The sequence below is a fragment of the Mesorhizobium sp. WSM4816 genome (assembly GCF_055811535.1).
On sequence record NZ_JBVVQR010000023.1, the window covers coordinates 66854 to 87922 of the forward strand.

The following is a 21069-nucleotide window of genomic DNA, read 5'->3' on the forward strand; positions in this document are numbered from 1 at the left end:
CATGGCCGAAACCAAGAAGACGCCTGAAGCCGGTTCCGAAGAGGCGATCCGCGCCTACAAGACGATCCTGTCGCAGGTCCTCGACCAGCGCCCGTCCGGCATGCGCCAGCGCCTCGCCGACGCGTTGGGCAAGCATCGCAGCTTCGTCACCCAGATTTCCAGTCCGGCCTACTCGATCCCGATCCCGTCAAAACATTTGCCGGCTATTTTCGCCGTCTGCCATTTCAGCCCGGCCGAACGCGACCATTTTCTGGCCGCCTACCATCAGGCGCATCCGGGAAAAATGTCGCTGGCATCCGGCATGCGCAAGACGCGGCATGTTTCGCTCATCGTTCCCGATTTCGGCGACGACAAACAGAACGCGGCGCTCGACAGGGCGGTCAACGATTTCATCCAGAAGATCACCAGCATCGCCGGCAAGGGCGGGACATAGTCGCGCCGCGTTCAGCTATTTCGGGAGAGACGGCCATGAAGAAGTTTCTGAATTCTGTGGACACGGTGCTGACCGAAAGCCTCGATGGCTTCGTTGCCGCCCATGCCGACATCCTTGTGCTTGGCGACGAGCATAAATTCGTGCGCCGCAGGACACTCAAGCCCGGCAAGGTGGCGCTGATTTCCGGGGGCGGCTCTGGCCACGAGCCGCTGCATGGCGGGCTGGTCGGGCATGGCATGCTGGATGCCGCCTGCCCCGGCCAGGTATTCACCTCGCCGACGCCGGACCAGATGATGGCGGCCGCGGAGGCGGTCGACACCGGTGCCGGCTGCCTGTTCATCGTCAAGAACTACGAGGGCGACGTGATGAATTTCGACATGGCTGCTGAAATGTCGGAGGGTGTGATGCAAGTGGTGACCAATGACGACGTCGCGGTCGAGAACTCCTCCTACACCACTGGCCGACGCGGCGTCGCCGGCACGCTGGTGGTCGAGAAGATCCTCGGCGCGGCGGCCGAGCAAGGCATGGCGCTGAAGCCGTTGAAGGCGCTTGGCGAACGCATCAATGGCGCGACGCGCTCGATGGGCGTTGCGCTGACCAGTTGCACCGTACCGGCCGTCGGCAGGCCGACCTTCGATATCGGCGACGGCGAGATGGAATTCGGCGTCGGCATCCATGGCGAACCCGGGCGCCGCCGCGACGCGTTGAAGAGCGCCGACGCCATCGCCGAGGAGATCTGCGCGGCTATATCTGGCGATCTGGGTGACAGGGCAAAAGGCCCGGCGCTGCTTTTCGTCAACGGCTTCGGCGGCACGCCGCTGATGGAGCTCTACCTGATGTACAACAGCGCCCGGAAAATCTTCGAGAAAAACGGCGTGACGGTCGCCCGTTCGCTGGTCGGGTCCTATGTGACATCGCTCGACATGGCCGGCTGCTCGATCACGCTGACCATGCTCGACGACGAGACGACCGCAATGTGGGACGCACCGGTGCATACGGCTGCGCTGCGCCGGGGGATGTAGCACGGCCAACACCGCGCCACGGCTATAGGAACAGTATTAAGCAAGCAGGCGCTTTCTACGACCTGGCCGGTTGCGGCGAAAAAGCGGCGGTCACGTCCATTTCGACCAAAGGAAGGTCGCCAAGACGAATTTGCACGTGCTTGCAAAAACAGCATACGCTATTTCCAAGGACAGAAACATTCCTGGGAGAAAGCTGGATGGCGTCACGCTACCACGAGGTCTATGACGGCTGGAAACGCGATCCGGAAAAATTCTGGGCGGATGCGGCCAAGGCCATCGACTGGTTCTCGCCTTTCGAAACGGTCTTCGATGCGAATGCCGACGTCTATGGGCGCTGGTTTGGCGGCGCCTCCTGCAACACCTGCTTCAACGCCGTCGACCGCCACGTGGCGGGTGGCCGCGCCGATCAGATCGCGCTGATCCATGACAGCGCGATTTCCGGCACGGTCAGGAAATTCACCTATGCCGAATTGAAACGCGAGGTGGTCGCGCTGACGTCGGTGCTGAAGAACCGCGGCGTCCAAAAAGGCGATCGGGTCATCATCTACATGCCGATGGTGGCGGAAGCTGCGTTTGCCATGCTTGCCTGCGCCCGTATCGGCGCCGTGCATTCGGTCGTCTTCGGCGGCTTTGCTTCGCACGAGCTCGCCACGCGCATCGACGACGCCCGGCCGAAGCTGATCATTTCCGCCTCTTGCGGCCTGGAGCCCGGGCGCGTCGTCGCCTACAAGCCGCTGCTCGACAAGGCGATCGAGATGTCGCGGCACAAGCCCGAAGCCTGCCTCATCCTGCAGCGCGATCAGCTGCGCTGCGAGCTAAAGGAGAACCACGACATCGACTATGCCGACGCCGTCGCCCGCGAGCGGGCCGCGGGCGCCAATGTCGACTGCGTTCCGGTGCTCGCCACCGATCCGCTCTACATCATTTACACGTCCGGAACGACCGGCCAGCCCAAGGGCATCGTGCGCGACAATGGCGGCCACATGGTTGCGCTGAAATGGTCGATGGAGAACGAGTTCGGCGTCAAGCCGGGCGAGGTGTTCTGGGCGGCTTCCGACGTCGGCTGGGTGGTCGGCCATTCCTACATCGTCTACGGCCCGCTGCTGCATGGCTGCACGACCGTCCTGTTCGAGGGCAAGCCGGTCGGCACGCCCGACGCCGGAACCTACTGGCGGGTGATATCAGAGCATGGCGTGGTCGCGCTGTTCACCGCGCCGACCGCATTCCGCGCCATCAAGGGACAGGACCCCAAGGGCGAATTCGTCCCGAAATACGACCTGTCGAAATTCCGCACGCTGTTCCTCGCCGGCGAGCGCGCCGATCCGGAAACCATCAAATGGGCGGAGCAGAAATTGAACGTGCCGGTAATCGACCATTGGTGGCAGACCGAGACGGGCTCGCCGATGACGATCAACCCAGCCGGATTAGGGCTACTGCCGGTGAAATACGGCTCGCCCGGGGTGCCGATGCCCGGCTACGACATCCGTGTGCTCGACGATGCCGGCCACGAAGTGCCGCGCGGTACGTTGGGCAATGTCGTGGTCAAGCTGCCGCTGCCGGCCGGCTGCCTGCCGACGCTATGGAATGCCGATGACCGGTTTCGCCAAGCCTATCTCGAGGAATTCCCCGGCTTCTACAAGACGGCGGATGCCGGCATGATGGACGAGGATGGTTATTTGTTCGTGATGGCCCGCACCGACGACATCATCAATGTCGCCGGCCACCGGCTGTCGACCGGCGCCATGGAGGAGGTGCTGGCCGCGCATCCGGACGTTGCCGAGTGCGCTGTCGTCGGCGTCGCAGATGCGATGAAGGGCCAGGTTCCGCTCGGCTTCGTCGTGCTGAATGCCGGTGTCACGCGTGACAGCGCCACTATTGAGACCGAGGTGGTCACGCTGGTGCGCGAGCGGATCGGCCCGGTCGCCGCCTTCAAGACGGTGGTCACGATCAAGCGCCTGCCCAAGACGCGCTCCGGCAAAATCCTGCGCGGTACCATGCAGAAGATTGCCGACAAGGAAGTCTGGACAATGCCGGCGACCATCGACGATCCGGTCATTCTCGACGAAATCACCGCGGCGCTGAAGGGACGCGGAATCGGGCTTTAGCTGCTTTCGGAGCGCGGCAGGCGGATCGCGGCTTCGGACGAATTCACGAATTCATCCTGCACTGCAATCGTCTGTTGTGCAATGCAGCAATAGCCCGTAAACCTTTGCGTGGGGGGCCATTCCGAAGGCACGGCATGGCTCAGCAAAAAACAACATTCGGCGGCGTCGACATCCTGCGTTTTGTCGCCGCTGTACTCGTGATGGTCTACCACTACGGCTTCTGGGTGTGGGCGTTCCCCGAGGGCGTTTCGGCGCGTGCGACGGGCGGCATCCCGCCGCATCCGGAAATAGGCGGACTGGTCCAATTCGGATGGGTCGGCGTCCAGATATTCTTCGTCATCAGCGGCTTCGTCATCGCCTTCAGCGCCGAGCATTCGACACCGCTGCGGTTTTTCGAGGCAAGGGTGAAACGATTGGCGCCGGCCGTCTGGATCTGCGCACCAGTCACCGCGATGGTGCTGCTTCTGGTCGATCTCAGTTGGCCGACGGACGCTGTCACCACGCTCATACGCACCGCCCTGTTCGTTCCGTTCAACCCCTGGGTCGACAGCGTCTACTGGACGCTCGGCATCGAGATCGCCTTTTATGCCATCGTCTGGATCCTGCTGCGGCTCGGCCGCTTCGACCTGATGGAAGCGGTGGCAGTTGCGCTCGGCGCGATCAGCACGCTTTTCTGGTGCCTGTACTATCCATTCGACTGGACGGACCTTGCCGAGGCGCGCTGGCTCGACCTGCTCCTGGTGCATCACGGATGTTTTTTCGCGACAGGTGTGCTGTTCTGGCTGATGCGTTTCAAGGCAGTGACGCCCGCCCGCCTTGTCTTCTGCGCCTTGTTCCTGGCCGGCGGCGTGCTGCAGATCATAAGTGCTGTCGACGTCCGCAGCATCAAGGTCGAAGCCGCGATGCCCTACGGGCCGCCGATCGTCCTGTTCCTCGCTGCCATGGCGCTGATGGCGTGGTCGTTACGGCTCGACCTGTCCTGGCGCGGCTGGCGCCGGATCGGCCTGATGACCTACCCTCTCTATCTGATCCATAATGTCGTCGGCGCAGCCATTCTCGGCGCCTTGATGCGTGCGGGAGTGCCATACCTGCTTTCGGTGATCATCGTCGGGGCGACCATGATCGCCGCGAGCTGGCTGATTGCGATCGAGGCCGAACCGCGCATCCGGCTTCTGCTCGACCACACCATCTTCCGCTACCGTCTCAAGGCGGCGTAACGCGCCAGCGTTGTCACGCCGGTTCCTGGCTGCAAACGTCCTACGGTGAAATGTCCGGCACAAAGCACGGCGCACGCTTTTGCACGACCCGTCGCGGCTCGGCGACCTCTACTGATCAAGCGAGGAAATCGACCGGCACCCTCGGGAACGTCATTCCCGACCCTACCGGCTCGTGCACAGGCTGCCGGTCATGGTCTGTTCGAGGGGCATACGTCTTCGCTCACGACGGCCCCGGCCCGGTATCGGCCTGACGGCGCAAGACGACGATCTGCCGGTCCTACAGACCGGCCTCAGCTGTTCACCTTCGTCCGCGCTTCAGACTTCTCCAGATAGTATGACGAATATCTGTCGAAGAATTTTTCCGAGCCGCCGATCGATCCATACTTCGCCAGCTTCTTCAAATCGACCTTGTTGAGGACGACGCCGACGATCTTGTTGGCGATATAGGATTCCGAACTCAATATGGATTGCACCATCGCACGCGGCGTGCGCCCCCACTCGGTCACGAGCACGAAGCCGTCGGCAAGCGGCGCAAAGGCCTTGGCATCGACCACGGGGCCGAGCGGCGGCAGATCGACGACGATGTACTGGAAGGTCTCCTTGGCATTGTCGATGAAACGCCGCATCCCGGCCGACGACAGAAGCTCGCTTGTGTGCGAGAAATGACCGCGCGGCACGGCGGGGACGATCGCCAGCTTGGTCTGCCGGTCGATCTTGCCGACGGACTGCCAGGTCTGCCCGCTCACCACCGCTTCCATCAGGCCTTGCTCGGCCTCCATGCCAAGACTGCGGCTGAGGCCGGGGTTACGCAGGTCGCCGTCCACCAGCAGCGTTTTCGACCCGTTGGCGGCAAGCAATCCGGCCAGATTCGCCGCCACGGTCGACTTGCCCTCGCCGGGAAGGACCGAGATCACGCCAATGACCCGGCTGCCTTGCCCTTCCATCACCACGTCGAAGGCTATCTTGGCGCTGCGCAGCGTCTCGGAAAACATCGATGCCGGGGCGTCGATGCTCACCCGCATGCGCGCTCGTCTTTCAGCCGCCGATGGTGATGAGGCGGTTTTGATATCCGCCTGACCGTCATCGCGCTTATCGTCCTTGGCGACCTTGCTGCCAATGATCGGCAGGTAGCCGAGGAATTTGAGGCCGACGCGATCGCGAACGTCTTCGCCGGTCCTGAAGAACCGCTCCCTGAACTCATTCAGGCCACCAACCCCGGCTCCCAACATCACGCCAAGCACGAGCGAAAGTCCCAGCACTATGGACGTGCGCGGGGTTGCCGCGGACTTCGGCAGCGTCGCGTCCGAGATGACGCGGATCTTGCCGACCGGGAAGGATTGCTGCTGGGAGGCTTCCTCGTAGCGGCCAAGGAACGTTTGATAGAGCGTCGAGAGCGCCGTTGCCTTCTGCTCCAGTTCGCGCAGCTTGACCTGCGACTGGTTGTCGATGGAACTCTTGCCAGCAGCTAACGCGACATTTGCACGGAGCGCCGTCTCGCGCGCGAGGGCGACTTCGTATTCGTTGCGGTAGCTTTCGGTCAATTGCTTCAGCTCGCCGAATATCTGCGCCGATATGTCGGCCCTTTCCTTGGCAAGTGCGACCGCCTGGGGATGCTCAGCCCCGAAATTGGCTTCGATATCCTGCTGCCGCTTGGCGACAGTGAGATAGCGGGTCTTGAGCGTTGAAATGATCGAGTTGCTCGGCTGGTCGGCGGATATCGCGGCGTCCCTGAATGCGTTATCCGAACCGCTTTCGACGATCGACTTGTATTGCTGGTAGCGGGCGCTGGCGCGGGCGGTGTCGGCCTGCGCCTCAATGAGCTGGCCATTGAGGTCCGACAGTTGCTTGTCACTGATCAACTGGCCGTCATCGACGGCCAGCCCATGTTCGGCCCTGAACTTCTCGACGGCGAGCGCCGCTGCCTGGGAGCTTTCGCGAAGCTCCGTCAGCCGACCTTGGAGCCAGACCGCCGCCCGCTCGGTCGCATCGAAGCTCGCATCGAGCTGATCGGCGAGATAGGCGTCGGCATAGGCTTTGGTAACCGCGGTCGCAAGTGCGGGGTCCGTGGCCTGGTAGGCGATGGAGATCACATAGCTGCGACCGATGCGCTCGGCTTGCACCTCGTCCTGCAGTTTGAGGATTGCGTAATCGCGCCGCGACGAGGCAATCATCGCGTCACGCGTCGCCGGGTCAAGCTGAGTAACGTCGGCCGTACCCACGGCGGGATTGGGACGGAAATACCGGACCACGCCGCGCACAAGACCGGCAGCCTTCGACACGGCCGACGTCGGAGGGTTCATGAAAGCGTCGTTCTGATCGAGCTTCTGCTTGTCGACGACCACCGCCGCCAGTCTCGCCGAGTGGAGTATTTCGATCTGGCTCAGAATGGCGGAGTCGGTCTGCATGCTGACCGACGCCGCCGAGACCTCGTCAACGACCTTGTTCAATCCTTCGTCGATCAGCACACGGCTCGTCGCCATGTAGGTGGGAGGCGTGGTCTGCAAATAGAGCACGCCCAGAAAAAGTCCGATGGCAGCGCATGCCGCAACCACCTTTGCCTGCCTTGCTGCCATGCCGAGCAGGCGCTCGACATCGATGAAATCGTCGGCGCTGACTGGGTCCGAACTCGGCAATGGTTTCCTCTTGTCGAGAGGAAAATTGGCATAATTCATCTTCGGTCCAATTCAAGTTTGCATCTAGAGCGGCGGTCTCTCAAGTCGAACGCGCCGCCGCTCTATTTTTGTTTGAGCCGCGGATTTTCCCAAACCCTGTCTCCACTCGGGTCCGCTGCTCTCGTTTGCACGCGCTAGACCGGGAGCATCAGCATATGCCCAGCGCAAGCTTCATTCCACCACCGCGAGACCTGGGCAGTCAAACATATCGGCATGTCTTGCGTCACCATTCATATGCTTGCTCCCAAAAAATGGGCTTTATGCGGCTTCCACCCGGCGCTCATGCAACCGGACGAACTCCTGAAGCATCTCGAAGATCGGTCCCTTCATGTCGTCGCGCGCCAGCGCGAAGGCGACATTGGCCTGGATGAACCCTTCCTTCGAGCCACAATCGAACATCCGGCCGTTGAAGGGCTGCGCGAAGAAAGCCTGGCTTTGCGCAAGGCGGACCATGGCGTCGGTCAGTTGGATCTCATTGCCGGCGCCGCGCTGCTGATTGCCGAGCAGCCCGAATATTTCAGGCTGCAGGATATAGCGGCCGTTGATGTAGTAGTTCGACGGCGCATTCGCCGGAGCCGGCTTTTCGACCATGGCGGTGACCTCGAAGCCCGAGCCGACATCGGCGCCGCAGCCGACGATGCCGTATTTGCTGGTCTCGGTCGGGTCGCAGCGCTCGACGGCGATGACGTTTCCGCCGGTCTGCGCATAGAGGTCCGCAATTTCAGCGAGACATCCGCGACCGCCGAAGGACACCATGTCCGGTAACAGCAATGCGAAGGGCTCATCGCCGATGACTTCCCGGGCGCACCATACCGCATGGCCGAGACCTTGCGGTGACTGCTGCCGGATGAAGCTCGTCGCACCAGCCACGGGAAGCAGGCTTTCCAGCGCCTGAAGCTGCGCCGTCTTGCCGGTCTGCTCCAAAGTTCCGATCAATTCTGGATGCAGGTCGAAATAATCCTCGATGATCGCCTTGTTTCGGCCCGTCACGAAGACAATGTGCTCGATGCCGGCTTCGAACGCCTCGTCCACCGCATATTGCACGACAGGCCTGTCGACGACCGGCAGCATTTCCTTCGGCATCGACTTGGTCGCCGGCAGGAATCGCGTTCCAAGCCCCGCTACCGGTATGACTGCCTTCCTGACTTTCTTCATTGCATATTCCTTCTGAGGAGATCGACTTCAACCTGTCGCAGGCCGCGAAAACCATTTTTCAGCTGCCTGCACCCTTCACCTCCCCCGCACCCACGGCAAATTGCGCCGCCAACCTTCGCAGCCGAACGGCGATCGGCATGCCCATATGCCAAACCGCCGCCGGATCGCTGAGCGCCGTCCACACCGCCTTGAGTGGGGATCGCGCCTTGATGTGCTGGACCAGAGAAAGGAACGACGCCGCCTTGCGCAGGCTGCGCGTGCGCCTTGCGAAAGCGGCTGCGGCCTTTGCGTCCATCGAATGGGCTCTGGCGAAAACGAGGTCGGCCTTACGCATCGCCTCGACGTGATGAGGTTCGAGCACGCGGGAAATGGAGCCGGTCCGGATATGGTAGACATAGCCGGTCGTCGGCTCGACCACGCACTTGCCGCCCTTGGCCAGAGCACTGGCCAGCAAGATGTAGTCCTCGCCGATGATCAGGCTTTCGTCATAGCGAAGCCCGTTTTCGTTCAGAAACCGGCGCTGGAAGATCGGTTTGAGATAGCCGAGATTGAACCTGGATTCGAAGACCACATTGCCAGCAATATAGTCCGCCAGCGAGATTTCACTCAAACCCTCGAGATAGTCGGCCGGGAACATCGTCTCTTCGGCAACACCGTCCTCGCGAACCACCTGGAGATTGTCGACTGCGATCGCGGCGCCCGCTTTCTCGGCGCGGTCAATCATGGTGCAGATCCGCCCGGGATAGACCGCGTCGTCGGAATCGAGGACCGCCACCCACCTGCCGCGGGCAAGCTCAAGGCCGACATTCCTGGCGCCGCCTGGACCGCGGTTTTGCTCAAGTGCGACGACGCGGACGATGCCTTCGGGGTAGGATCGCGCCAGATCGAGCGTCCGGTCGCGCGACTGGTCGTCGACAACGATCACCTCCACGCTCACATCGCGCTGGGCGATGGCGCTGGCGATCGCCCGCTCGATGGTCAGCTCCGAATTGTAGGCGGCAATGACAAAGGTGACGTCAGGCTGCACGCTTGCCCCCTTCCTGCGGCGAGGGCAGGCCGTATTGGCGGATTTCACGCACGCCGACAAGACCGCTCACGACGCCGACATGCATGATGCCGCGAAGCACGCTGCGGTTCCTGCGCACGGGACTGATGGCGACCGGGATTGCCGATGCGAAACAAAAAACCGCCTTTGCCGAGGCGAGGCCGACTTGCCTGACCAACGCGAGGCCATGCGCGTCGCGCCCCAGCAGGTGCCCATGCGTCTGCCCGACGCGGAACCGGCGGCGACGGAGCCAGTCGAAAGCCGCCCTGGCGCGCGGCACCACTTCATCGACCCAGGCCTGCGGCGAAAAGGCGATGCGACCGCCGGCCTTGACCATATGGTCGAAGAATTCGGTGTCCTCGCCACCGGTCTGACCACGCGCCAGGCTGAATCGCCGGCCGCGGAGGCTGTCGGCGCCCATCCTGAGCAGGACGTTGCAGGTGTAGCCAGTGCGGATCTCGCCACCCACCCAGACGGGCAAGGTGGAGTGAAAATCGCCGCGGCGCATCCAGTAGGGCGCATCCGGCCGATAGCGCGCCCGCACTGGCCCGAGCACGGCGGCAGCGCCACTCAAGTCCGCCGTCGCAACCAGTTCGACGAGCCATCTGGACGATGCCGTTTCGTCATCGTCGAGGAAGGCGACGAAATCCGCCGTGCTGGCGTCGAGGCAGGCATTGCGGGCGATCGAGATGTTGCGTGCCGGGCAATGACGATAGCTGATCGGCAGCTTCAGCGTCTCCGCCAGCGTCGCCACCAGCAGTTCGGCCGTCGGCCCGTCATCATTGTCGGCGACGATGACGCGGATGTCGAATCCCAAAGGCACGTCCAGGGCGGCAACTGAGCGAAGCGTGTCGGCAAGCTCCGGCCGCCGAAACGTGCAGACGCAGACGTCGACGCTGCGGTTTTTTTCGGCCACACCCACTATGCCACCCTCCTACGCTGCGATCGCGGTCCAAGCAGTTGCAGCCAGAAACCGACGGACCAGCCGAAATGCATGACCATTGCCGAAATCCCGGCAAGGGCGCTGTCCGGATTGCGCTGGCTGATCGCAATCCGCACGCCATAGCCGAGACAAACCGACGCCCACACCAGAATCGGCATGACTGCCAGCCAATGCACGAAGAAAAAGGCAGAGAGAAGGACGACAGGGAACACCAGGAGCGGCACCATCTGCCGGACCTTCGGTATCATGCGGTGCTTGAGAACGTTCTTTGCTCGGCCGCGGCCATAGCCGAGATACTGGAAATAGAGGCCGGCGAGCGACGAGCGCGGGTAATAGATCATTTGCGTCTTGCCACTCATCCAGATCCGGTAGCCGGCCTTGCGCAGCCGGTAGTCGAGCTCCGCATCCTCGTTGTGGCTGAACGTCTCGTCATAGCCGCCCACCGCCTTGAACGCCGAAATCCGCATCAGAGCATGGTGACCGTGGTCGACCCACTCTCCCGCCGAGAGATGCCGGTGCTTGGAGCCGCCCGTGCCGAGCTTGGAATTCTGTGCAGCCGCAACCGCGTTCTGCACTGTGCCGCTGCCGCTGGTCAGCATCGAGACGACGACCGAATCGGCGCCGGTGGTCAGCGCCTCTTCGATCAGCCGGTCGCAATAATCCGGTGGGTAGCCGCCATGCGCGTCGACGCGAATGAAATATTCAGCCCCATCGCCGTACCTGGCGATGGCGAGATTGATCGCCGCGCTCTGGAGGCGCTTTTCATTGTCAAGAAGGATGACCCTCGGATCCTTCCTGGCGATCTCCTCGACGATCGCCCTGGTGCCGTCCGTGCTACCGCCATCGGCAACGATGATCCGGGCGCCGAGCCTTTCGGCGGCCGGTCGAAGTTCATGAACAAGCGCACCGATGTGAGCCGCTTCGTTCAGGCACGGAATCACGATCAGGTTGGACGGCATTTCGGTCTGCATCATCGGCCCATGTCCTTCCCTAGCCATCCTAAGCCAGTGCCTCGGCAGCATATGAACCGGGCGCGACCGTCAACCCGCGAAGCTTCTCGACGAGCGCCCGGCAATCGCTGCGATCGTGGCTCCAGGTTCGCGGATTGCGGGCAAGAACACGCGCCCGCAATTTCCCGAAACGATGCTCCTCCAACTCGCCCAAGGCAGCCTCGAGTGCCTCGGGAGTGGCTTGAGGCAAGAGAACACCGATTCCCTGCTGGTCGAGGAACCGGCCGGTTTCGGTGTGGCCCATCGAGATCGGCACGGCGCCGAAGCGGCAGCCCTCGTAGAGGCGGTTGGGCAGCAGCCATTCAGAATTCAGCCCCTGCTCGAAAAAATCGATGGCCCAGGAAAAATGAACCTCACGGTAGATCGTCGCCATATCTTCGGGATTCCGATAGGGTCCGCCAAACGAGAGCCAGGGCTCAGATTCGACGAAACCGTGGAAATCCGGAAATTCGGAAAGCGCCGGACGGCCCCTGAGGATGATTTCGAAGCGGCCCTCGAGTCGTCGGGAAAATTCGGCCAGCAGTTCCAGGGAGCGGCGGCATCGGAGCGCGCCGAACCAGCCGATCCGCCAAGGCGGAGCGACGGGCTCCGCCGCCGTGCGCTCATTCAGCGAAACCGCGGCAGGCTCGAAATATTTGTTTTCGAGCAGTTCGACCGGCGCGGCAATCTGCCCGAACGGCTTGAAATAGTTTGCGATGAAGGCCGGCGAACTGGTGACCAGCAGCTTTACATCCCTGGCCAGATAGCGCTCCGCGCCGCGCATCGCCTTGCCCAGAAAATCGTCGCGAAGCATCAAGCGATGGATGTCGAGACACTCATAGACGATCGGCACGGTTGCCTGGAATGCCGATTTGGCACGCCGGGCAAGCGCGAGCATTTCCAGATTGCGCGCGATGATGAGGTCGGGTCTGGGCATCGAACCGAGTTTCGACCCGATCGAAACCGCCGCCTTGGTGACCGCTGCCAGCCGCTGGGCGAATCGCCCATCGCGCGTTGCGCCAAGATCGATCGGATGCAAGCCCTCGACCTCGGCGATCGGGCTTGCTGACCGGCGAAAGCCTGCCAGTGTGACCTGGGCGCCGCCTGCCTTGAGCATTATGATCCGCCGGCGCACTGCCGGATCGGAGACGTCGTGCACCAAGTACAAGACATGCAGCATGAAAAACTCGACCGCTGTTGGCCCACCCGAAAGAATCCTAGTACAGCTCGTGCTGCATCGCAACATTTTTGGTGCAGCGTAGCAAAAATCAATGTTTTTTGTTGCGCTGCAATATTATTGCCGTAGTTTGATGGTGGCATCGGGCATGGGTCGGGACTCCGGGACCGGCACGAAAATCAGGGACCCTGAATTTGCAAGCCAATGCATTCGACCCGCCAGAGGGCTCTCTCCGCAGATCGGTCGGACGCGGCGCTATCATTACGGCTTTGGCGCAATCGGTGCGGGTTGCGACGCAGATCGTCTCCGTCATCGTGCTGTCGCGCCTGCTCTCGCCGCAGGACTTCGGCGTCGTGGCGATGTGCGCGCCTGTGCTGGCGTTCATCGCGCTGTTCCAGGATTTCGGCCTGACCCAGGCGACGGTTCAGAAAAGCGGAATCAAGCATGAAGAGGTCAATTACCTCTTCTGGGTCAATGTCGCGGTTAGCGCATTGCTCGCCTGCGTGCTTGCCGGCGCGGCGCCTCTGGTCGCCGCCTTCTATGGCGAACCGCGGGTGTCTGGTCTGGTGGCAGCACTCGGGTTGCAGATCATAGCCTATGGGCTGGGCGCCCAGCATCTGGCGCTGTTGACACGCCGAATGCAGTTCGCCCGCTTGGCCATCATCGACGTCGCAAGTGCCATTGCCGGCCTTGCCGTATCGATCGCCTGGACTTTCATCGACCGTTCCTACTGGGCGCTTTTTGCCGGCACCCTGACAGCAGCCGTACTGCCCACGCTTTGCTACTGGGCAAACTCGCGATGGCGCCCCAGCCTGCCGCGCAAGGTCAACGGCATTAGCGAGCTGATCAATTTCGGCGCCGGCATCACCGGGTTCAACTTCGCCAACTTCTTTGCCCGAAATCTCGACAATGTGCTGATCGGAAAATACTGGGGCGAAGCGCAGCTTGGACTCTATGACCGCGCCTACAAGCTGCTTCTGTTTCCGTTGAGCCAGATCACCAATCCGCTGTCGAAGGTCATGGTGCCGGCTCTTTCCAGGCTGAAGGACGAGCCGGATCGCTACCGCAGCGCTTATCTTCGCGTCATGCCGCTGATATTGCTGGTCGCACTTCCGGGTGTCGCCTTCGCCATCGCCATGGCCGACGTGCTGATACCGTTCGTGCTCGGCGAGCAGTGGCGGCAGAGTTCCAGCATCTTCCTGGCGCTCGGTTTTGCCGGTCTGCTGCAGCCGCTCAACAACCCGGCGGGATGGCTTTTCATCAGCCAGGGCCGCTCGGGCGATTTCATGCGCTGGGGCATCATAACAGCTTTGACGTCGGTGCTGGCCTTCCTGATCGGCCTGCCCTATGGCGCGCTAGGCGTGGCGATCGCCTATGCGGTCAGCGAGTATCTCAGAACGCCTTTTCTGTGGCTGTATATCGGAAAGACCGGGCCGCTGCGGGCAAGCCATATGCTTCGCGCGGCAACGCCCTTCGTGCTTGGCGCGCATCTGGCGCTTGCCGCGATCTGGTTCGCCAAGCCGTTGCTGCCGCAACAGCACATCTTCGCGATGGCGAGCGCCGTGGCGCTGTCCTACATGATCACGGTCATGACCGCGCTGGCGTTTGCTTCCGGCCGCGAGGCGTTGCGGGAGGCCCTAAAACTGCTGCCGGCGCGGGCGCCTAAGGCCGCACCAAGCGAGGCGAAGTAACTTTGCACGGACATCCATACGAGGACCAGGTCTGATCCCATGCACTACCGATCGATCTCCGACATGAATGATGCGATTGTCAGAAACCTTCACCGGTTGCCGCGCGACATCGACCTGGTGGTCGGGGTCCCGCGAAGCGGCATTCTCGCCGCCACCCTGCTCAGCCTGACGGCGAACATTCCGATGACCGACCTGGACAGTTTCCTGGCCGGAAAGATCTATACTTCGGGCGTCACCAAACGGCGCGCCGCGCTCGACCGCCAGGCGACCGATATGCGCAAGGTCCTGGTGATCGACGACAGCGTCAGCGGCGGCGCTGCCATGAGAGAGGCGCGCAGCCGGGTAGGGGCTGCCGGCATCAAGGCGGACTTCACCTTTGCCGCGGTGTTCGGCCTGCTGCCCCAACACGAGGAAACCGACATCGTCCTCGAGGTCGTGCCGCATCCAAGGATGTTCCAATGGAACTTCATGCACCACAAATTCCTCGCGCAAAGCTGCGTCGACATTGACGGCGTGCTTTGCCTGGACCCGACCGAAGCAGAGAATGACGACGGCCCCGCCTATGAGAAATTCCTGGGCGAAGCGCTGCCTCTGTTTGGCCCGACCCGCAAGATCGGCTGGCTCGTCACCAGCCGGCTCGAGAAATACCGCACGCTTACCGAAGCATGGCTGGCAAAGCACGGCATAGAATACGACAAGCTGATCATGCTTGACCTGCCGAGCAAGGCTGAACGGCAACGGCTTGGCGTGCATGGCAGTTTCAAAGCCGATTTCTACCGCAAATCCGATGCCATCCTGTTCATCGAAAGCGAGCACCAGCAGGCCCTCAAGATCGCCGAGCTTTCCGGCAAGCCGGTGCTGTGCGTTGAAACGCATCTGGCAATTTATCCTGACACGCTGTCACTTCCGGCACTTGGACAGGCGGCGCGTAACCTTCCGGGCAGGTTAAGGCAGATCAGTTCGCCTGACGGGCGCAAGACGGCAATCAAGACCGTCGCGCGCACGCTGCTTGGCGAACGCGGTTACGAGACGCTCAAAAGCCGGGTCAAACGACCGGCTTGAACCCGGGTTTCGGGACTTAAAGCGCGTCACGCGACAAACCGCTACGCACCCTCGGGTCAGGCCGCCCAGGGTCAGGCCCGAGCGCATGCTTTTGCGCGACATGGGTTAGGCGGCTTGCCGCGAAGGCTGTTGTGTCGCCCTCTCCAGCATCGAGAAGAAGGTCGCGAATTGACCCGCCGGATCGAGTTCCGGGCGCTCGGAGAATGCACGCGCCGCCGCTGAAAGCCGCCCATATTCCAGGCTGTCGGTCCACAGACGCCTGACCACTGCCACCCAGTCGGCGAGTGGGGCATCGTAATCCAGCACCACGCCACCGGAGCCGATCGCTTCGGGCAGGCCGCCACGACGCGAGCCGACGACTGGAATGCCGCTGCAATGGGCTTCCGACGCCACCCGACCCCAGGCCTCTTCCCATTTGCTGGGAGCCAGCAGGATTTTCGTGCGGCCGTAGACCGTCTTCATGTCGTTGGTCCGGCTCTCCAGGGTGACGTTGCCGAGCGGCGCGATCGTCTGCTCGATCCGGGCCCGATGATCATCGTCAAGCTTCCAGCTTTCGACGAACAGGAACGGGATTTCAGAGCAGGCGGCGGCGATGCGCACCGCAAGCTCGAAACCTTTTTCCTCATAGGGGTTGATCAGCGTGACAAACTCGCCTGTCGTCGGCGTGCGGTAGAGCGCGGGATTGATGGTCGGCGGTATAACCGTCGAATCGATATCGAATTTTGCCTTGTAGGTGCGCGCCGTGAACTCGGAATTGGCTATGTAGAGCGCCGAATGCAACTCGCGCAGATCGCCGCCCAATTCGTGGAACTCGACATTCCTGAGATAGACGACCAGCGGCACGCCTTCGGCCTGCAGCGCCTTGCCGATCGGAACCGACTTGTGGCACTGGACCACGGCGACATCCGGCCTCAGCTTTTCGACGGCGAAACCCGCCGCCTCCCAGGGAAACCAGGCGCGCACGACCGGATAGCCCGGAAAGCTGTCGATGACAGCGCGCTGCCTCAAAAGTTTCATCTTGGCGCGCGCCTTGTAGCCGAAGACGCCCTGGCCGAACAGGGCGGCGAGCACCGAAGCCTCATGCCCGTGCTCGCGCAACTGTTCGGCAAGGTGATGGGTGCTGGACTGGACACCGCCGCTGAACTGGGGCGTGTAACCGTTACCGCCTGCAAAAAGCACTTTCATGGTTTCGGCTCCTTGTCGCATTCTCAAGTTTACGGGCAATGACGCACGGCTTATTTACGGATGCTGGCTTGCGACCCGCTTCAAGCATCCTGCTGCGTCTCCAAATTGGCGAACGGATTGGTACACGGCTGCCATCCGGTGAACCGGACCGGGTCGGCTGGCGAACTGCGCCGGGCGTAGTCGGTCAGCATATGGAACTCGGCAATGACCCAGCGGTCGAAATGCCTGAGGTCCTCTTTTTTCTGTTCGGGCAGAAACCGGCGTGCGGCGCTCAATTTCAGCGCCTCAAGCACAGTGACAGCATCGCCCAGCTTTGTGTTTGGAAATATCCAGGGGTTCCGCTTCTGGAATTCCAGGACGAACTGCTGCAAATGTTCGATGCGCATGTTCAGCCTGCCGAAATATCTTTCGAGCGTGACGCGCACCAGGTCTTCGTCCGAAAGCGAGGAAACGGTGGCGTAGGCGATGCCGGTCGAAGCAACTCCGCCAGCCATGATGGCCAGTGCCGCGCGTCGCGAAACCTTGGTCATCCGGCCATTTCCTTTCCTGCTATCCGGCTCGCCGCCCGCAGGGAGAGGGCTGCCGCCGTCAGGCTCGGGTTGGCGCAGGAACAGCTTGGATATGTGCTCGAGCCGACGACAACCAGGTTCCTGAGCTGATGGTGGATCATGTCCCGATCGACCACCGAATCCGCCGGGCTCGAGCCCATCCGCAACGTGCCCTGGACATGCGACTCGGTGCGCCGGATGCCGCGATCGAAGATCTCTTCGACCGGCAGCGGCGCCAGAAGCGCCGCCAATTTCTCCTTTGCCCGCGCCATGCCGTTGACCGCATAGTCGGATGCTCCCGCGAAACTGACGAAGGCGTTTTCATCCTCGTCGAGAATCACGAGATTTTCCGGGTCGAGCAGGTCTTCGGTAACAATGATGATGGGAAGCGTCTGACGGACACGTCCCTTTTCAGGGCGCATCCCGTGCTGCCAGCGGTTTTCGAAATAGACCAGCGCCGCCGCATGGTCCGATCTGTGAGCGCCGTCATAAAGGCCGAAATTCAAGCCGGTGGTGATGGTGCTTCCGTCGAAATTGTCGACACCGTCGAGATAGGCTTCGAAATTCCATCCGTAGGATTCGTGCAGGCCGCGCCCGACGAATTCGCCCGACAGGCCGGACCGCAACATGATCGCCGGGCTCTGGATGGCATTGGCGCCCAGTATGAAAAGATCGCCGCTGACCGAATATTCCTTGCCCTCATGCACGAATGCGACCGAACGGACCGAACCGCCGATATGGTCGAGCCGGCGCACTTCAGCGCCAAGGCAGACCGAAACGTCGGGATGCTCGAAGAGGTGCATCAGGCCATTGTTGGCGGTGAATTTGGCATCGACCGGGCATAATCCGCATCGCAAGTTGGCGCAGCAAGAAGACCGTTGCGCGGTCGGCACGCGCGCGCGGGCTGTCGGCATGACAAAATGCTGGTCCGGCTGCGCCGCTTTCATCATCCGGTCCGGCGTCGACATGTGATGCGGTGGCTGGGGAAATGGCCTGGAACGCGGCATCATCGCCGCCATGTCGGGGTCGCCTGAAATCGACATGACGTCCTCTGCATCGCAGTAAAACGGCTCGAGCTCGTCATAGCTGATCGGCCAGTCGTTACCGACGCCATAGAGGCTTTTCAGCCTGAAGTCGTTCGGGTGAAAGCGCGGCGTCTGGGCGAACCAGCAATTCGTTCCGCCACCCAATCCGATGGTGTAATTCCACGGCTTGTCAGAGTTGGTCTTGTAGGTGGTCTTGTCCTCGATGTCGGTGTTGACGTTTTGCTCGAGCTGCCATTCATGCGTGTTGTGCCCGCCCCATTCCAGAACCAGAATGCGTGCCTTTCGCTGCTTGGCGAACGCATGCAGGAAGAAGGCCGAACCGAAACCGGAACCGACTGCGACAAGATCGAAATGCTCGTTGGCGATCTGTTCCGGCCTGATGCCCAGCACCATCAGAGAAGACCCCTTGTTGACACGAGCGCGTTCATCGAAGCCTTCGCGATCGTCCTTGATGTCCTAGCCCCCGGCCTGTCCCGCCTGATCTCACGCCGCCATCCTGCCGATCGAGTGATATTCGATGCCGTAGCGAGCGATGACCTTGGGGTCGTAGAGGTTTCGACCGTCGAAGATGATCGGCGTGGACAGCGCATCCTTGATCGCGTCGAACGACGGTGCCTTAAAATTCTTCCACTCGGTGGCGATCATGAGCGCATCGGCGCCACGCAGCGCTGCCTCCTTGGTCCCGCACAAGAGCAGATCCTCGCGCAGTCCGTAGACGGCCTGGCATTCCTGCATCGCCTCGGGATCGTAAGCCTGCACTTTGGCGCCGGCCTTCCAGAGCGCTTCCATCAAGACCCGAGCCGGCGCCTCACGCATGTCGTCGGTATTGGGCTTGAACGCCAGGCCCCACAGCGCAAAAGTCTTGCCCTTCAGATTGCCGTTGAAACAGCGGTTCACCTTATCGAACAGGACCGATTTCTGTTCGTTGTTGCGTTCCTCGACGGCGCGCAGCAGCTTTGCATCGAATTTGACGCCTTCGGCGGTCTTGATCAGGGCGCGCACATCCTTGGGGAAGCACGAGCCGCCATAACCGAGGCCCGGATAGATGAAGTGGTAGCCAATGCGGGGATCGCTGCCGATGCCCTTGCGGACCTCCTCGATGTCGGCGCCGAGTTCCTCGGCCAGATTGGCCATTTCGTTCATGAAGCTGATCTTGGTCGCCAGCATGCAATTGGCCGCGTATTTGGTGAACTCGGCGCTGCGCACATCCATCACGATCATCTTCTCGTGGTTGCGGTTGAATGGGGCGTAAAGCTCACGCATCACCGCCTCGGTGTCCTCGCTGCCGGTGCCGACGATAATGCGGTCGGGCTTCATGCAGTCGGCCACCGCGGAGCCTTCCTTGAGGAATTCCGGATTGGAGGCGACGTCGAAAGCAAGATCCTCGCGGCCCCGTGCCTTCAGCGTCACGGCGATCCTGGCCTTAATCTTTTCGCAGGTGCCGACCGGCACGGTCGACTTGCCGACGACGATCTTGGGCGCATCCATCTCCCGGCCGATGGCCTCGGCAACGGCCAGCACGTATTTGAGGTCGGCCGAACCATCCTCGCCCGGAGGCGTGCCGACAGCGATCATCTGGATCTGGCCATGCTTGACGGCGGCCGCGGCGTCGGTGGTGAACTTGATGCGGCCGGCCGCATGGTTCTCCTTGACGAGGTTTTCGAGCCCGGGCTCGAAAATCGGAATGAGGCCCTGATTGAGCCGCTCCACCTTTTTCACGTCGATGTCGACGCATAGTACCTGATGGCCGACTTCGGCAAGCACCGCCGCCTGCACCAGACCGACATAGCCGATTCCAAAGACCGTCAAATTCATTTGATTTCATTCCTGTTCAAGACTTCGGAGCGCTTTCGGCCCGGCCGGTTCAGATTGGTCTTTACTTAATGCTGCATGCCAGCGATTCAGGAAACTGGCATGGCTGGCCGAGCGCCGTGAATGCGATGCGATCCACTTGCAAGGTAAGCTTGCGACCCGGATCCGAAAACGGCCCCAGCCATTCCTTCATCGTGTCGCTGCCCCAGAGGCTAAAAAATATCTTTTGCGCATGGCTGGGCAGCTTTGCCGGATCGGTGATCGTGTTCACCAGCTCGCCATTGACGTACCAGCGCAGCCGGTCCTTCTCCCAGACGAAGGCGTAATCGTTAAAAGCCTTGTCGGTGCCGCCAGCTACATCCACCACTTTCTCGTTATTGCCCTTGCCGGCGATGTAGGCGTTGACCTGCACTTTGGAGGTGTCCTTGGTCAGCACCTCGAAGTCGATTTCATCCCACGGCTGCTTGTCGGTTGGGCCGATGTAGGTGAAGAAGGAGGCGTTGATGCCAGAGCCCGAATCGGTTTTCATCCGCGCCTCATAGGTGCCATAGCCGAAGCGCTGCTTGGATTGGACCTCGCCGCAGGCAAAGTCGCGATCCTTCACCTTCTGCTTTTCGAAACCGAGCGTCAGCATGCCATTGTAAAGCTTGACCTGTCTTTTGGACCAGATGCAGTTCTGATACTTGCCGTTCGCCCAGCCGTCGGCAATGTACCAACGCGCCCGGTCGAAGCTGGTGAAATCATCGACGAACGATGGCGCAGTCGGGATGTCCTGCGAACGGGAAGGGGTCGGGCCCGCAACCAGGCTGCCGAGTGCGACCAGCAGAAACGCTCCGCCCGAACATAGCTGCCTCAGTTTCCCTTGCCTCATCATGTGCGTGAACGGCCGGTCGCCGGTTGCTGGGGTGGACGTGCTTTTTGAATCCGCGTTCATACCAAACTCACCTTGTGCTGTGCGCCCCCCCAA

17 protein-coding genes are annotated in these 21069 nt (G+C 61.6%); 6 read left to right on the forward strand and 11 right to left on the reverse strand.

Going from position 1 to position 21069, the window contains the following annotated elements; translation table 11 throughout:
• Position 1: 1 nt before the first annotated feature.
• From AC0L3H_RS22105 to AC0L3H_RS22120, 4 genes are all read left to right on the forward strand, one after another.
• Positions 2-433, forward strand: coding sequence for a hypothetical protein (locus AC0L3H_RS22105; RefSeq protein WP_023796729.1), 432 nt, complete (start codon positions 2-4; stop codon positions 431-433).
• 35 nt (positions 434-468) lie between these two features.
• Complete coding sequence (dhaK, locus tag AC0L3H_RS22110; protein WP_473586887.1) at positions 469-1455, forward strand: dihydroxyacetone kinase subunit DhaK; 987 nt, start codon at positions 469-471, stop codon at positions 1453-1455.
• A gap of 197 nt (positions 1456-1652) precedes the next feature.
• Positions 1653-3560 (forward strand): propionyl-CoA synthetase, encoded by a 1908-nt coding sequence (locus tag AC0L3H_RS22115; RefSeq protein WP_473586888.1) that lies wholly within the window; start codon positions 1653-1655, stop codon positions 3558-3560.
• Between the two features lie 134 nt (positions 3561-3694).
• Positions 3695-4777, forward strand: a complete 1083-nt coding sequence (locus tag AC0L3H_RS22120) for an acyltransferase family protein (RefSeq protein WP_473586889.1) — start codon at positions 3695-3697, stop codon at positions 4775-4777.
• Between the two features lie 290 nt (positions 4778-5067).
• On the opposite strand, the gene AC0L3H_RS22125 is transcribed toward AC0L3H_RS22120, so the two are convergent.
• From AC0L3H_RS22125 to AC0L3H_RS22150, 6 genes are all read right to left on the reverse strand, one after another.
• Positions 5068-7449, reverse strand: coding sequence for a polysaccharide biosynthesis tyrosine autokinase (locus tag AC0L3H_RS22125; RefSeq protein ID WP_473586890.1), 2382 nt, complete (start codon positions 7447-7449; stop codon positions 5068-5070).
• A gap of 258 nt (positions 7450-7707) precedes the next feature.
• A complete protein-coding gene (locus tag AC0L3H_RS22130; RefSeq protein ID WP_473586891.1) occupies positions 7708-8604 on the reverse strand; it encodes a UTP--glucose-1-phosphate uridylyltransferase in 897 nt (298 codons plus the stop codon).
• Between the two features lie 58 nt (positions 8605-8662).
• Positions 8663-9631 (reverse strand): glycosyltransferase family 2 protein, encoded by a 969-nt coding sequence (locus AC0L3H_RS22135; RefSeq protein ID WP_473507755.1) that lies wholly within the window; start codon positions 9629-9631, stop codon positions 8663-8665.
• Positions 9621-10571, reverse strand: a complete 951-nt coding sequence (locus AC0L3H_RS22140; RefSeq protein ID WP_473586892.1) for a glycosyltransferase family 2 protein — start codon at positions 10569-10571, stop codon at positions 9621-9623. Before AC0L3H_RS22140 ends, AC0L3H_RS22135 begins: the two co-directional genes overlap by 11 nt.
• Entirely contained in the window at positions 10571-11566 is a 996-nt protein-coding gene (locus AC0L3H_RS22145) for a glycosyltransferase family 2 protein (protein ID WP_473586893.1), read from the reverse strand. The genes AC0L3H_RS22140 and AC0L3H_RS22145 overlap by 1 nt, the downstream gene beginning before the upstream one ends.
• 25 nt (positions 11567-11591) lie before the next feature.
• Positions 11592-12761: a glycosyltransferase family protein gene (locus AC0L3H_RS22150; RefSeq protein WP_473586894.1), complete on the reverse strand. Its 1170-nt coding sequence runs from the start codon at positions 12759-12761 to the stop codon at positions 11592-11594.
• Positions 12762-12952: 191 nt separating this feature from the next.
• On the opposite strand from AC0L3H_RS22150, the gene AC0L3H_RS22155 reads away from it, so the two are divergent.
• Together AC0L3H_RS22155 and AC0L3H_RS22160 are read left to right on the forward strand one after the other, a co-directional pair.
• Positions 12953-14449, forward strand: a complete 1497-nt coding sequence (locus AC0L3H_RS22155) for a lipopolysaccharide biosynthesis protein (RefSeq protein WP_091592810.1) — start codon at positions 12953-12955, stop codon at positions 14447-14449.
• Between the two features lie 39 nt (positions 14450-14488).
• Positions 14489-15511 (forward strand): phosphoribosyltransferase, encoded by a 1023-nt coding sequence (locus tag AC0L3H_RS22160; RefSeq protein WP_473586895.1) that lies wholly within the window; start codon positions 14489-14491, stop codon positions 15509-15511.
• A gap of 105 nt (positions 15512-15616) precedes the next feature.
• Here the strand turns inward: AC0L3H_RS22160 and AC0L3H_RS22165 are convergent, their stop codons facing one another.
• The 5 genes from AC0L3H_RS22165 to exoK form a co-directional block, all read right to left on the reverse strand.
• Entirely contained in the window at positions 15617-16696 is a 1080-nt protein-coding gene (locus AC0L3H_RS22165) for a glycosyltransferase (protein WP_023796741.1), read from the reverse strand.
• Positions 16697-16776: 80 nt separating this feature from the next.
• Complete coding sequence (locus AC0L3H_RS22170; protein WP_473586896.1) at positions 16777-17226, reverse strand: hypothetical protein; 450 nt, start codon at positions 17224-17226, stop codon at positions 16777-16779.
• A complete protein-coding gene (locus AC0L3H_RS22175; protein WP_473586897.1) occupies positions 17223-18683 on the reverse strand; it encodes a GMC oxidoreductase in 1461 nt (486 codons plus the stop codon). The genes AC0L3H_RS22170 and AC0L3H_RS22175 overlap by 4 nt, the downstream gene beginning before the upstream one ends.
• Before the next feature lie 90 nt (positions 18684-18773).
• Entirely contained in the window at positions 18774-20105 is a 1332-nt protein-coding gene (locus AC0L3H_RS22180; RefSeq protein ID WP_473507760.1) for a UDP-glucose dehydrogenase family protein, read from the reverse strand.
• 61 nt (positions 20106-20166) lie between these two features.
• Entirely contained in the window at positions 20167-21036 is an 870-nt protein-coding gene (gene exoK / locus AC0L3H_RS22185; protein ID WP_473586905.1) for an endo-1,3-1,4-beta-glycanase ExoK, read from the reverse strand.
• Positions 21037-21069: the final 33 nt, after the last annotated feature.

Coding starts and splice junctions, on each gene's coding strand:
- AC0L3H_RS22130 (WP_473586891.1), bottom strand. CDS start 8,604: ATGAAGAAAGTCAGGAAGGCAGTCATACCGGTAGCGGGGCTTGGAACG.
- AC0L3H_RS22180 (WP_473507760.1), bottom strand. CDS start 20,105: ATGAATTTGACGGTCTTTGGAATCGGCTATGTCGGTCTGGTGCAGGCG.
- AC0L3H_RS22175 (WP_473586897.1), bottom strand. CDS start 18,683: ATGGTGCTGGGCATCAGGCCGGAACAGATCGCCAACGAGCATTTCGAT.
- dhaK (WP_473586887.1), top strand. CDS start 469: ATGAAGAAGTTTCTGAATTCTGTGGACACGGTGCTGACCGAAAGCCTC.
- AC0L3H_RS22160 (WP_473586895.1), top strand. CDS start 14,489: ATGCACTACCGATCGATCTCCGACATGAATGATGCGATTGTCAGAAAC.
- AC0L3H_RS22115 (WP_473586888.1), top strand. CDS start 1,653: ATGGCGTCACGCTACCACGAGGTCTATGACGGCTGGAAACGCGATCCG.
- AC0L3H_RS22145 (WP_473586893.1), bottom strand. CDS start 11,566: ATGATGCAGACCGAAATGCCGTCCAACCTGATCGTGATTCCGTGCCTG.
- exoK (WP_473586905.1), bottom strand. CDS start 21,036: ATGAACGCGGATTCAAAAAGCACGTCCACCCCAGCAACCGGCGACCGG.
- AC0L3H_RS22165 (WP_023796741.1), bottom strand. CDS start 16,696: ATGAAAGTGCTTTTTGCAGGCGGTAACGGTTACACGCCCCAGTTCAGC.
- AC0L3H_RS22150 (WP_473586894.1), bottom strand. CDS start 12,761: ATGCTGCATGTCTTGTACTTGGTGCACGACGTCTCCGATCCGGCAGTG.
- AC0L3H_RS22105 (WP_023796729.1), top strand. CDS start 2: ATGGCCGAAACCAAGAAGACGCCTGAAGCCGGTTCCGAAGAGGCGATC.
- AC0L3H_RS22170 (WP_473586896.1), bottom strand. CDS start 17,226: ATGACCAAGGTTTCGCGACGCGCGGCACTGGCCATCATGGCTGGCGGA.
- AC0L3H_RS22125 (WP_473586890.1), bottom strand. CDS start 7,449: ATGAATTATGCCAATTTTCCTCTCGACAAGAGGAAACCATTGCCGAGT.
- AC0L3H_RS22120 (WP_473586889.1), top strand. CDS start 3,695: ATGGCTCAGCAAAAAACAACATTCGGCGGCGTCGACATCCTGCGTTTT.